The 12,760-nt window shown below is 50.3% G+C and carries 14 protein-coding genes; 8 read left to right on the top strand and 6 right to left on the bottom strand.

From position 1 onward, the window contains the following. Window positions 1–417 precede the first annotated feature (417 nt). Window positions 418–660, bottom strand: a complete 243-nt coding sequence (locus DZK30_RS19605; protein WP_118976000.1) for a 4a-hydroxytetrahydrobiopterin dehydratase — start codon at window positions 658–660, stop codon at window positions 418–420. Between the two features lie 111 nt (window positions 661–771). Here DZK30_RS19605 and DZK30_RS19600 point away from each other — a divergent pair, with 111 nt between their 5' ends. Continuing rightward, window positions 772–1,536, top strand: a complete 765-nt coding sequence (locus tag DZK30_RS19600) for a M90 family metallopeptidase (RefSeq protein ID WP_118975876.1) — start codon at window positions 772–774, stop codon at window positions 1,534–1,536. A 3-nt stretch (window positions 1,537–1,539) separates the two neighbouring features. On the opposite strand, the gene DZK30_RS19595 is transcribed toward DZK30_RS19600, so the two are convergent. Then, a complete protein-coding gene (locus DZK30_RS19595) occupies window positions 1,540–2,001 on the bottom strand; it encodes an SRPBCC family protein (RefSeq protein WP_118975875.1) in 462 nt (153 codons plus the stop codon). After that, window positions 1,998–2,462: an META domain-containing protein gene (locus DZK30_RS19590; protein ID WP_118975874.1), complete on the bottom strand. Its 465-nt coding sequence runs from the start codon at window positions 2,460–2,462 to the stop codon at window positions 1,998–2,000. Before DZK30_RS19590 ends, DZK30_RS19595 begins: the two co-directional genes overlap by 4 nt. 213 nt (window positions 2,463–2,675) lie before the next feature. On the opposite strand from DZK30_RS19590, the gene DZK30_RS19585 reads away from it, so the two are divergent. The 3 genes from DZK30_RS19585 to DZK30_RS19575 all read left to right on the top strand — a co-directional run bounded on the left by DZK30_RS19585 (window position 2,676) and on the right by DZK30_RS19575 (window position 4,574). Then, window positions 2,676–3,308: a deoxynucleoside kinase gene (locus DZK30_RS19585; RefSeq protein ID WP_118975873.1), complete on the top strand. Its 633-nt coding sequence runs from the start codon at window positions 2,676–2,678 to the stop codon at window positions 3,306–3,308. A gap of 192 nt (window positions 3,309–3,500) precedes the next feature. Then, complete coding sequence (locus tag DZK30_RS19580) at window positions 3,501–4,211, top strand: response regulator transcription factor (protein WP_118975872.1); 711 nt, start codon at window positions 3,501–3,503, stop codon at window positions 4,209–4,211. Window positions 4,212–4,310: 99 nt separating this feature from the next. Beyond that, window positions 4,311–4,574, top strand: a complete 264-nt coding sequence (locus DZK30_RS19575; protein ID WP_162903261.1) for a hypothetical protein — start codon at window positions 4,311–4,313, stop codon at window positions 4,572–4,574. 2 nt (window positions 4,575–4,576) lie between these two features. Here DZK30_RS19575 and DZK30_RS19570 read toward each other — a convergent pair whose 3' ends face one another. The 3 genes from DZK30_RS19570 to DZK30_RS19560 all read right to left on the bottom strand — a co-directional run bounded on the left by DZK30_RS19570 (window position 4,577) and on the right by DZK30_RS19560 (window position 6,907). Continuing rightward, window positions 4,577–4,894: a hypothetical protein gene (locus DZK30_RS19570; protein WP_118975870.1), complete on the bottom strand. Its 318-nt coding sequence runs from the start codon at window positions 4,892–4,894 to the stop codon at window positions 4,577–4,579. 2 nt (window positions 4,895–4,896) lie between these two features. Continuing rightward, entirely contained in the window at window positions 4,897–5,364 is a 468-nt protein-coding gene (locus DZK30_RS19565) for a hypothetical protein (RefSeq protein ID WP_118975869.1), read from the bottom strand. A 94-nt stretch (window positions 5,365–5,458) separates the two neighbouring features. Then, window positions 5,459–6,907 (bottom strand): glycine--tRNA ligase, encoded by a 1,449-nt coding sequence (locus DZK30_RS19560; protein ID WP_118975868.1) that lies wholly within the window; start codon window positions 6,905–6,907, stop codon window positions 5,459–5,461. A gap of 78 nt (window positions 6,908–6,985) precedes the next feature. Here DZK30_RS19560 and DZK30_RS19555 point away from each other — a divergent pair, with 78 nt between their 5' ends. The 4 genes from DZK30_RS19555 to DZK30_RS19540 all read left to right on the top strand — a co-directional run bounded on the left by DZK30_RS19555 (window position 6,986) and on the right by DZK30_RS19540 (window position 12,623). Next, window positions 6,986–7,192 (top strand): hypothetical protein, encoded by a 207-nt coding sequence (locus DZK30_RS19555; protein WP_118975867.1) that lies wholly within the window; start codon window positions 6,986–6,988, stop codon window positions 7,190–7,192. Between the two features lie 362 nt (window positions 7,193–7,554). Then, window positions 7,555–9,633 (top strand): polyphosphate kinase 1, encoded by a 2,079-nt coding sequence (gene ppk1 / locus DZK30_RS19550; RefSeq protein ID WP_118975999.1) that lies wholly within the window; start codon window positions 7,555–7,557, stop codon window positions 9,631–9,633. A gap of 97 nt (window positions 9,634–9,730) precedes the next feature. Then, complete coding sequence (locus DZK30_RS19545) at window positions 9,731–10,630, top strand: Ppx/GppA phosphatase family protein (protein ID WP_118975866.1); 900 nt, start codon at window positions 9,731–9,733, stop codon at window positions 10,628–10,630. Window positions 10,631–10,796: 166 nt separating this feature from the next. Further along, the gene (locus tag DZK30_RS19540; protein WP_118975865.1) at window positions 10,797–12,623 is read left to right on the top strand and encodes a T9SS type A sorting domain-containing protein; all 1,827 of its coding nucleotides are present in this window, start codon (window positions 10,797–10,799) and stop codon (window positions 12,621–12,623) included. The last annotated feature ends 137 nt before the right edge of the window (window positions 12,624–12,760 follow it).

The following is a 12,760-nucleotide window of genomic DNA, read 5'->3' as shown; positions in this document are numbered from 1 at the left end:
CTGGTCGCTGGTTTCTGTTAAGAATAACCGAGCATCTTTAAAAAAAAATGTTATTCGACACCATAATACAGAACAAGAACTGTGCCATTTTCGGGAAAATAATGAGCAGTTGGCCCGACGGTAAATTTACTGTTAAAATGCGATTCCCCTCAGGACCAATAAGGGGTTGTCATATGAATAAATACGGCTATTCCTTCCGGGCGCCTTTTATAAGTGTTTTGTAGTTTTTATATGACAACCGCAAGCGGCGTTGGTACCAGCTGCTTTTTAAAAAAAGCAAGTAATGAAAGACAGTATCGGCTCCTGATCTAACAGCATTACGCTACCCGGGACCGAGGCGCAAGACTATGCTGCAGTTCCGGCAGGGATAAACCGCTTTTCATAGCCGTCTCTGTACCTAGGAGCGAGCCGTCAGGTCTATGGCACAGCCGGTAGCAATTTATCGATCGCATCGGCCATATCTTGGTCTTTTTGGGTAACCACATTACCGGCATCATGCGTGCTGAGCCATATTTCTACCTTGTTGTACGTATTGGTCCAGGTGGGATGATGGTCCATGTCTTCGGCCAGCCCGGCCACGCGGGTCATGAAGGCAAAGGCTTCTTTGAAATCCCTGAAAGAAAAGGCGCGATAAAGTTGGTTATTCTGTTCCAGCCACATAGTTTTGATATTTAAGAAGGCGAATATAAAACAACATTGCCTTCGGAAAGTTTTTCCCTGCAGGAGCATCCGTCGATGGGTCCTGTTTCTCTTTCCTGAAAATGCCAAGCCATGCGTGTAATGTTCATTGTTCTCGTTACGATGTTGATCCTGTTTTATCTGCGTAGCCGGAAAAAAAAGCCTGCCGTGCTGCAACCGGTCATAGCACCGGATCACATGCACACTATGCTGGAAGCCCATGTCGCGTTTTATCGTAAGCTGGACCAGGAAAGTCAGGGGCGTTTCCGCAGCAGGGTGCAGCATTTCCTGGACACTACCCGCATCTCCCCGGTAGACGGCGTGACGGTAACGGAGCTGGATCGCTTGTATGTGGCCTCCAGCGCGATCATTCCTATTTTTCATTTCGACGACTGGGCCTATAACAATCTCGACGAGGTATTGCTGTACCCTGGCACCTTCAGCCAGGATCTCGACCATGAAGCAGCAGAGCGCAATGTGCTGGGCATGGTAGGCGACGGCGCCATGCACCGCATGATGATCCTCTCGCAACCCGCGCTCCGGTCCGGCTTTGAGCAATCCGGCGCAGGAAACACAGGCATCCATGAATTTGTACACCTGCTCGATAAAGCTGATGGCGCTACAGATGGCGTACCCGAGTACATGATACCTAAAGACCTGGTGGCGCCCTGGATGAGGCAAATGCACCGGACGATACAGCAGATCCGCGAAGGTGAGTCCGATATCAACCCCTATGCCGGCACCAATGAAGCCGAATTCTTTGCCGTGCTTTCAGAATATTTCTTTCAGAAACCGCAATTCCTCAAAGAGCATCATCCGGAGCTCTATGCAATACTCGATAAAGTATACCACCGCTGAGCATTAGCCGGGAAATTGCTTCCGTATTGCTTGCTCACGATAATCGAAAATACCGGCCAGTTGCCTCTTTACCCCGAGCGCATGCGCCAGGCGGCCCAGGATTCCCAAAGGCATTACATAGCGCACCGAATCTTTCATTAAAGTATGGTTGCCTTGCGCCGCAAAAGTGTGGGTATGTTCCCATAGCCGGTAAGGCCCTTTCAGCTGCTTGTCTGTAAAACAAATACCCGCCTGCACCTTTCGGATCAGGGTGATCCATTGCAGTGGAATGCCGGCGAGCGGGCGTACCCGGTATTCGATAAGCATACCCTCGTAGAGTTCGTTCGTGTCGGGGCAGCGGATCACCCGGAAGCGCATATAGTCTGGCGTGAGTCGCGACAGGTTATGTGGATCGGAAAAGAAAGACCAGACTTCGGCGAGCGGCGCTTTGATCAGCGTTTCGCGTTCCAGCAGATACGGTTTCATCGCCCCTTTTCGCCCTGTTTACGGTGAAAGCGCATCAGCGCAATATCGCCCTGGATCAGCGTAAGCGTACGGTTGTCGCTGCTCACATCGTATTTGTTGATCCGCTTAAGCTGTTGCAGAAAGGTGGCCTCGCCTTCTCCCCGGCAGGCCATAAGGGTGAGGGCAATATCGCCCCGGAAGCTGATGGTGTGGTCTGAGCTCACCAGCGGCCCATTGAGGCTGTTACAGCCGGTATAGCCGCTGAAGCGTTTGTTGCGGGTGTCGAACGTCAGCTCGGGCTTTCTGCCGGGATACAGGCTGTCCAGTGCAGCGACGGGCGTAGCCAGCAGGTCGAGGGTCCAGCTGCCGTCCAGTACGGCCAGGGGAGTGCTCGTTTCTTTGGAGGGGCGGCTTCCTTTAAATGTGGCGCAGCCGGCAGATAGCAATAAAGTGCCTGCCAGCAGGAGTAAGATTGGTTTCATAAAGTGTTGGTTCGATGTGCTGCTAAATTACCAAGTTTCCGGGTATCCTGCCGGATAATCCTATGGGTTAAGTGCAAATGATGCTATCAATAGGCAGATGGCTTTCTTTTTTATGTAGCAGAGAAAAAAACGTTTAATTTTGGCCCCTGATCATCCGGCGCCCCTGAAAATAAGGTTCGCTTGTCTATTCTAAACGCACTTACGCCAGTACCGATGCCTCAAAAAAAAATTAAGCATGTCGCGATCGCCGGAAATATAGGAGCGGGAAAAACGACACTGACCCAGATGCTGGCCAAGCACTACAAATGGATACCACAGTTTGAATCGACTGAAGACAATCCTTATCTTAACGACTTCTACAACGACATGCATCGTTGGTCGTTCAACCTCCAGGTATATTTCCTCAACAGCCGGCTGCGCCAGCTGCTGGAGATACAGAATGGCAAGCATACGGTGATCCAGGACCGGACCATTTACGAAGACGCGCATATTTTTGCACCCAATCTGCATGAGATGGGATTGATGTCGCGCCGCGACTTCGAAAACTATGCCCAATTCTTCCAGACCCTGAAAAAGATGGTGAGCCCGCCCGATCTGCTTATCTATCTTAAAGCCTCGATCCCTACGCTGGTCGACCGTATCCAGAAGCGGGGCCGTGAATATGAGGAAAATATACGCCTCGATTACCTGAAACGCTTGAACGAGCACTACAACAACTGGATCGACAAATACAACGATGGTCCCCTGCTGGTGATCGAAAGCGACGATATCAATTTTGATGAGACGGAAGACGGTTTTGCACGTATTATCGGCAAGATCGATGCCCAGATCAATGGCCTGTTTTAATGGCATTTTTGGCGTGTTGGCTGTGTAGAGACGTTGCATGCAACGTCTCTACACAGCCAACGGCAATACACATTGGCGTCTGCAGTCCGGTCCCAAAAATGACAGAACTATTACAATAGCTGATAGCGCTATTTCTTGTTTCCCTGGCTAACTTGCTACCTTTGCAGCAATTTTAAATCCCCTACCGATCTTATGTTCAAAAGCGATCCCAAAGCCTCTTTGCTGGTGGTGGAAGATGAGGAAAGTCTCAGGGAGGCGATCAAGCTGAATCTGGAGCTGGAAGGTTACGAAGTGACCACCGTTGATAATGGCGCTGCCGTGCTCAAAGCGGTAAAGAATGAGTATTTCGACCTCATCATCCTGGATATCATGCTGCCCGAAATGGACGGCATTACCGTGTGTGAGAACATCCGTATGCAAAACAACGAGGTGCCGATCCTTTTCCTTTCGGCCCGCAACAGTGGGGCCGACCGTATCGAAGGACTGAAAAAGGGTGGGGACGACTATATGACCAAGCCCTTTAACCTGGAAGAGTTGCTGCTGCGGGTAGAGAAGCTGGTGGTTAAGAACAAAAAGCTGAAAGAAAGGAATGCCGCTCCGGACGTTTACACCTTCGGAAAGTGCAGGATCGACTTCACCGCACAGTCGGGAAAGGACAAGGACGGTAAGAGCCTGGAGCTGAGCAAGAAAGAGATTGCCCTGCTGAAGCTGCTCGTAGAGCACAAGAATGAGGTAGTCTCGCGGGAACACATCCTGCAGGTGGTATGGGGCTACAACGTATACCCGACTACACGTACCATCGACAACTTTATACTCAATTTCCGCAAATATTTCGAGAAGGATACCCGCAATCCCCGGCACTTCCACTCGGTACGCGGCGTAGGCTATAAATTCACGGAATAAGTTTGCTATTCCGCCAGGATTTTATATTTTTATCCGATCAATTCCAATCCGATGATGAAAAAATACGCTTTGGTGCTTTTGGTGGGATCCCTTGGGTTCTTGGCTTGTAACAAGGATAAAGATATGGTGGAGGCCACTGTGGTCGATACCGGCGATATTACAAACGAAGGTTGCGGCTATGTGCTGCAACTTCAGGATAACGCGCTGCTACAGCCCGAATACCTTCCCTCTGCCTACCAGCACGGCGGTTTAAAGGTCAAAGTGAAATACACCCACACCGGTGTCCAGGACACTTGCAAGTTCGGTAGCGTAGTTTATGACCTGGTCTCTATCCAGGATATCAAGAAGAACATCGACAGATAAGCTTACCAGGCGAGGTCGTCCTCGGGCGTTTCGCTCCGGAAATGTTTCCGCGATATAATTTTCTCCAATTGCCGTTCGTAGATCAGAACGGCAATTTTTTTGGTCACTTCCGTTTCGGTGGCCATAGCTTCCTTGATCTTACGTTCCGAAATATCGAGCCGGTACAGCATGGAAAATAGCTGGTCGGGATTGCCGGCGATCAGCTGGTCTACCCGCCAGGTGAGCGCCGCGATGATCTTTTCCCGCGATACCAGGTCGTTTACTTCCAGGCCGAAATCGCTGGACAATGTATGCAATAATTCCTGCTCGGTCGTAGACATTACTAATCTGCCGTTTTTACAATCATAAGGAAATCATAGTGCCTGCAGCCTAAATCGAAAGGCCCTGAAGTGCTGACCTGTGCCATATAAGACCTTTCAATGCGGAGACGGGAGAGCGAATCTTCCGCTACCATGGCGCCATCCATCAGGACTACTACACCTGTTTCTTTGGTTATATCCCGGGCAGCGAGATAATCAAACGAAAGGAAAGGAATAAGGCTATCCTGGTGCTTTAGCGTCACCTGTTTCCGCTTCCTGTCGACGGTGCCTGCTGTAATATGATCTTCATTGAAAAAAGTGCGATGCATGTCTATGGGCTCATCGTTCAGGCAAACTATATAACCGTTATCCTGATAGCGGCATAAGCTGGCACGATCAAAGCCGGGTTCAACGCCAATACAGCCGCTTAAAAGCAGGAGACATACCAGAGCAATTACAAAAGCTTTGAACGTGAGAAACAAAGTAACCATAACGACAAGTTAAAGGTAGCAAGAATTCAGATACATCTATTACACAAACACCCGGTTGTATGACCGGGTGTTTGTGTAATATTTATTGCTGGAATTATTCGTTGATCGCTTGCTGCACGATGTTCCGCACGGCGCTCATGGGCACTCTTTCCTGCTCCATGCTATCGCGGTAGCGGATGGTAACTGTCTGGTCTTCCTTGGTCTGATGATCGATAGTTACGCAGAAAGGCGTGCCGATCGCATCCATGCGGCGGTACCGCTTACCAATGGTGTCCTTTTCCTCATAGAAGCATTTGAAATGCTGTTTGCATTCCTGCATCAACTCACTGGCAATTTCGGGAAGACCATCTTTCTTGGTCAGAGGTAATACCGCTAGCTTTATCGGCGCCAGCTTAGGAATGAACTTCATGACCACACGGCTATCCTGTTTCTCCGCGGTGCTCAGGTCCTGCTCTTCATAAGCCTCGCTCATGAGCATGAGTAGGGTACGGTCGAGGCCAATGGAGGTCTCGATTACATAAGGAATATAGTTGCCGTAGGCCTTACCGTTCTCATCGAGATCAGCGTCGAAATACTGCATTTTCTTTTTGCTGTATTCCTGGTGGCTCTGCAGGTCAAAGTCGGTGCGGCTATGGATGCCTTCCAGCTCCTTGAAGCCCATGGGAAAATCATATTCGATATCGCAGGCGGCATCGGCATAGTGCGCCAGCTTCACATGGTCGTGGAAGCGGTAGCGCTCTGCAGGTATACCCAGGGTCATATGCCACGCCATGCGCTTTTCTTTCCAGTATTCGTACCATTGCTGCTGTGTACCGGGACGCACGAAGAACTGCATTTCCATCTGCTCAAATTCGCGCATCCGGAAAATGAAGCCGCGGGCCACGATCTCGTTACGGAAGGCCTTTCCTACCTGCGCAATGCCGAAGGGTATCTTCATACGGCCGCTCTTCTGTACGTTAAGGAAGTTGACAAAGATGCCTTGCGCGGTCTCCGGACGCAGGTAAATGGTGTTGGACTCATCGGCAACCGAACCCACCTCGGTGGAGAACATAAGGTTGAACTGGCGCACATCGGTCCAGTTGCAGGTACCGCTTACCGCGCACTTGATCTTATTGTTTTCAATAAGTGTCTTGAGGCCGGCAAAGTCGTCGCCGGCGATCAGGCGGTCCATGTCGGCCAGCAATGCGTCGCCTTGATCTTTTGGAAGCGTTTCGGCAAAGCCTTCGATCAGGTGATCCACGCGATAGCGCTTCTTGCTGTCCTTGTTGTCGATCATCGGATCGCTGAAATTATCGACATGCCCGCTGGCTTTCCAGGTGGTCGGATGCATAAAGATCGCAGCATCGATACCCACAATGTTCTGTTCGTTCATTTGGGTCATCCAGCGCCACCAATAGTCACGCACATTGCGCTTGAGCTCCACACCCCATTGACCATAGTCGTAAACGGCGCCAAGACCATCGTATATTTCGCTGGAAGGGAATACAAAGCCGTATTCCTTAGCGTGGGCAATAATTGCCTGTAATTTATTTTCGTTTGCCATAAAATTCGAATCGCGGGCAAATATACGGCGAATTTGCAGGACCTAAAATCCTGCGCCACAACCCGTAATTATTTGATCATGGTAGCAGGAATAGCCATTAAAGGTTATGGCAGCATGCAATTAAGGAATGCCGGCTCTGCAGGTACCGTGAGCCAGGTCTGCTGTTTCCCATCAAAAGGCCTGTTGCTGATGCGTGGGCTGGTCGTGCCTGCGTTTTCCCTGGTAAACCGGCATAGGGAAAGCGAATATTCCTATCGTAATAGCTTATTTTTTGCGCTCTGGTAATTGTTGGATCTTTGGGTTGTTCCCTCTATGTTGAAGGGACATGGCAGCCGGATTCGAGCGGACTGTTTTCAATTGAAATAATGTTTCTGTGATTTGTTAGAGCGAACCGGTTATCCCTCCTGGGATGCCGGTTTTGCTTTTGGCCACCGGCTTGTTGAAAAGAATTGAGATAGGGCTACGGCAAATTCAGGAAATACATTGCTTTCGCTTAAGTTTTACTAAAAAGAAAAAAGATAACGGTTTATTTCTTAAAATTGTTCTGGTTACGAAAACTTAATATTTCGCTGGCGCACAATAAAATATATTTGCCGCAATCGCGCCGGCGATAAAATATGCGGCCGGCCCGCACCAAAACGAATTGCATGAAAAAGAAAAAAGATGCACCCATTATCAGGGACCTGAGCTGGCTGGCCTTCAACGACAGGGTCATGCAGGAGGCCAAAGATCCTTCCGTCCATATTTACGACCGTTTACGCTTCCTGGGTATTTTCTCCAACAACCAGGATGAGTTTTTCAGGGTTAGGGTGGCGGCACTCAACCGTATGGTTCGCATGGGAAAAACGGCTAAAATGCATCTGGAGCAGAACCCGGACAAGATATTGCAGGCAATACAAGAGAAAGTACTGCAGCAAAGCGCCGATTTTGACCGTACTTACGCGGGCATCATCAGGGAGATGGCCAAGAACAATATTTTTATTAAAAATGAAAAACAGCTTAGCAGCAAGCAGGAGCACTATATAAAATCTTATTTTGATGAAAAGGTGCGTACGCAGATCGTGCCGCTGATGATCGAAAGTATGCCGCAGGCGCCCTTTCTGCAGGACAATGCGATCTATCTGGCCTGCGTGCTGGGGAGCAATGAAAACCCGATGATGCAGCGCTATGCGCTCATCGAAATACCCTTGTCCAACCTGCCGCGTTTTGTGCTGCTGCCTTCAGAAAAAGATACCAAGGATATCATTCTGCTGGAAGACATCATCCGGTGGAACCTGCCCAACCTCTTTGCTGCCTTCGGTTTCAACCGTTTTCTCAGCAATATCATTAAGGTAACCCGCGACGCCGAGTTTGAGCTCGATTACGACGTCAACAAGAACCTAATACAGGAACTGGAAAAGGGGATCAAGGACCGGAAAAAAGGTCGCGCCACGCGTTTCGTTTATGACCGGAATATCGATCCGGGTCTGCTGGCTTACCTCACCAAAAGGTTGAGCCTGGCCAAGAAAGATAACCTGATACCCGGCAGCCGTATCCATAACTTCAAAGATTTTATGAATTTCCCGGCATCCGTGTTCCGGGACTTCGATCCGCGCCAGAAACCTTTTGTGCATCCGCTGCTCATTCAGCCCTGCCGCATTATGGATGTGCTCAATCATAAGGATGTCATGCTGAATTTTCCTTATCATTCTTTCGATTCCATCATTGACCTGTTACGGGAAGCCGCGATTGATCCCTTTGTACAAAGCATCAAGATCACCTGCTACCGCCTGGCCAAGGATTCCAAAATCGTGAATGCATTGGTGAATGCCGTGCGCAACGGAAAGGATGTAACGGCGGTAGTGGAGCTGAGGGCCCGGTTCGACGAGGAGGCCAATCTTAAGTGGAAGGCCCGCCTGGAAGACGAAGGGGTGAAAGTGATCCTGGGCTTGCCCGATCAGAAAGTGCATGCCAAGCTATGTGTGATCAAGAAACGTGAATTTGAACATACCAAAGAATACGGCTTCATCAGTACCGGCAATTTCAACGAAGGATCGGCCCAGTACTACGGGGATCATTGCCTGCTGACCGCCGACCGTAAAATACTGCTCGACGTTAATCGTATCTTCAACTATCTCGAAGATCCCCTGCATAAGATCTCACAGCTAAAAGCGATCAAAACGCTGGCTGTGGCGCCTATCAATATGCGTACTTTCTGGTTCCCGCTCATAGATAAGGAAATCAGGACGGCAAAGGCCGGGAAAGAGGCCTCGATCATCATCAAGCTGAATAGCCTGGTCGACGCACAGCTCATCGATAAGCTGTATGAGGCTGCCACAGCAGGTGTTAAGGTCAACCTGATCGTAAGGGGCATCTGCTGCGTGCTGACGAAGCAAAAGGCCTTTGTGCAGCCGATCTTTGCCCTCAGCATCATCGATGAATACCTGGAACACGCGCGCGTATTTGTATTCCACAATGAGGGCAAGCCCAAAGTATATATATCCTCTGCCGACTGGATGGTACGCAACCTGGATCACCGCGTCGAAGCGGCCTGTCCCATTTTTGATAAGGAGATAAGCCAGGAGCTGATCGATATCCTCAACATACAGCTGGCCGAAAATGTAAAGGGCCGTATACTGGACAACCAGCAGCGGAACGAATACGTGGAAGCAAAAGAAGGCGAAGAGGATGTAAGGTCGCAGATCGAAATATACGATTACCTGTTCAAGAAGACAATAGCGATCTAGCATGACCCGGTCAATTGCCGGGCTTTGACAACTCGCTATTTTATCTGAACTTTATCGACCCGAAACGAATGTATTCCCACGCTTAAATTGTTCAGGATTGATCTTAGCTGCTATCGATATTGGATCCAATGCCGCCCGACTGCTCATTACCGAGGTGACGCCTTATAAAGACGGGACTGTTGACTATACCAAGCTGAACCTGCTCCGTATACCGCTGCGCCTGGGTTTCAGCGTATTTGAAAGCGGTGTGATTCCCGAAGAAAAGGTCACGCAGCTGATCGATACGATGAAGACATACCAGCTGCTGATGAAGATATACAAGGTGGAAGCTGTGAAAGCTTGTGCCACATCGGCTATGCGCGATGCCCGTAACAGCCCTCAGATCGTAGAGCAGGTACGGGAGCTGACCGGCATTGAAATCAATATCATCAGCGGTAGTGAAGAGGCAAATGTTATTTACGAAACGCATATCGCCGAGAATCTCAGTTCCGGGCAAAGCTACCTGTATATTGATGTAGGCGGTGGCAGTACCGAGCTGACGATGTTCTCCGACAATCATATCGTATTCAAAGAATCCTTCAATATAGGCACCATCCGCCTGCTGAGTGAAAAAGTGACCGAAGCGCAATGGGAGCATATGAAGTGGTTTGTGAAAACGCATACCCGCAATCTTCAGCCGGTTATCGCCATCGGATCGGGAGGTAATATCAACAAAGTATTTTCGATCTCCAAGCGAAAGGAAGGCCGCCCGCTGAACCTGGAGTTGCTGAAAGATTATTTCAAGGAGCTGAGCAGCTGCACACTGGAGGAACGGATGCACATCTATAACCTGCGCCGCGACCGGGCCGATGTGATCGTGCCGGCCCTGCAGATCTACACTTCGGTGATGCGATGGGCTGGGGCCGAGGAGATATTCGTACCTAAGATAGGCCTGGCCGATGGCCTGATCAAAGTACTATACCAGGAGCGCATGAGCAGCCATACCTTATTGTCTTAATCCTATCCCGGGGTTATTGTAGAAGGCGTCCTGTAAGGTCGCCTTCTTGCTTTAGTCATATTTTTAGTGCGGTTGACCCGATGCATCTTCATCTGGCGGAGAATAACGCTTCCTTTCTAAGAAAAGGTTGGTCCTGCTACGTCTACTTTATATAAACGTTATTGCTATGAAATCAATATTGACTGTGCTGATCTGCTGCCTGTTCTTTTGCAGCAGCGGCCGCAACCGCACCTTCGACAAACTGAATGAAGTGAATGCCTGCTGGGCGAAACAGCCGGAAGCTGCTACAATGCCTTTGCCGGCTTACCGGGAACTATCCGAAGGAGAATGGATACGCCGGCACCTGTCGCTGGTGGAACAAGTGCTGCGCGCGCGCAGCGTAAGCGCCCTCAGTGCCGGTCAGCGGGCGCAACGCCTCCGTGCTCTGGACCATCTGCATGCTTATTGGCAGGAAGGGCGTTTCCCCGTTAATATGCACTATGCTTATCGTACGCCGATCTTCATCGACCAGGACGATAATTTCTGTGCGGTGGGCTATTTGCTGAAAGCATCCGGATCCGAGGCCGTTTCCCGAAAGATTGCTGGCCATACCAACCTGGCCTATGTGGCGCAAATGCATTATCCCCAGCTGGATAGCTGGGCGCATGCGCATGGTTTTACCAAAGAAGAGCTGGCCTGGATACAGCCGACTTATCCGCCCAGGAACCAGGTAGTGACATTGGGTAATGGTGTGAGCGGAACCGTTAAGGAACTATGCGTGGATCCCGGCGGTGATAAGCTTTATGTCGGCGGCGCCTTCGACCAGGTCGACGGCAACATCGGCAGCCGTAATATTGCCTATGTAACACAGGCAGATCCGGACCACTATACCTGGCATGATATGGCAGGAGGCGTCAATGGTGAGGTGCACGCAATTACGGCTCACGAAGGAAAGATCTTTGCCGGCGGACGGTTTACCATGGCCGGAACGGTGATGGCACGCAATGTAGCCTGTTGGGAAAACGGTAGCTGGCAGCTGGCGGGCTGTCTCGACGGAACAGTGGAAGATCTGGCCGTGTACAATGGTCGCCTGTACGCTGCGGGGACATTCAACCTTTGTGCCGCATCAGACGAGGTTAACCTTGCCTGGTGGAATGGCATGGGCTGGGTTGCTGTGCCGGGTCTTAGCGGCACGGTTAAAACAATGGAGACTGCAGGTGGGCGGCTTATCCTGGGGGGCAGCTTTCAACACTTGGGAGCTGCAGCCAATGCCATAGCCTGGGATCAGAACAACGGCTTCCAGCCTTTTGATCATCCTGTGGACAATACCATACTGGACTTTGAGCTATTCAAAGGTGTCTTGTATGCCGTGTGTGAGCAGGTTACGACAGGCAATACCCGCCTGTTGCTGCGATTGGAAGGCAACGAGTGGCGTTCGCAGTATGATCCCATCGGATTCCCTTTTCAGCCGGTCGATGGTCAGCTGAGTATGCGCACGCTACTAGCCGACGGCGATTATCTGCTTGCCGGAGGGCTGTTTACCGGCAACGAGCTGGTGGGTACCTTGGTCAGGAACAATGCCGATGTCAGTCCTGCGCCTGGCGAGCAAAGCAAGCGCTTCTTCTGGCTGGATGATGCCGTAAACAAAATGATATGGTTTAAGGGCGAGATGATCGTAGGCGGCGCCTTTCGCAACGGTTTTACAGGACCGGTAGGTAGTATAGGCCGCCGGGCGCTGTTAGGCACCGGCATATCTCCTTCTCCTGAATTCCATACTTTCTCGGTAACCCCCAACCCGGTCACCGGATCGGCGGTTATACTACGGAACGGGTGGGGCGCCAGCGGGTACAGCCTATTGGATATGAACGGCCGTGTACTGGCGGCCGGTACATTGAAAGAGGACAGGGATGAGCAACAGATCCGGTTGCCGGCTACCTGCGTCCCTGGCCTGTACCTGATGCAATTGAACAATGAAAAAGGAATAAGGGCAAACCAAAAGCTGCTGGTAAGATAAAACGCCGGCAATGGCAAGGAGGACTATCGATCAAATAATGCTTTAAAAATCACGTTTCAAGCCTGTTTACATTTAGAATCGCTCAATGTGACAGGCTTGAAACCTTTTTAGATAGCATCTTCTGCTATTGCTCCTAG

The organism is Taibaiella koreensis, from assembly GCF_003545715.1.
Taxonomy (GTDB): domain Bacteria; phylum Bacteroidota; class Bacteroidia; order Chitinophagales; family Chitinophagaceae; genus Taibaiella; species Taibaiella koreensis.
This window is presented reverse-complemented; position numbering and strand designations above follow the sequence as displayed.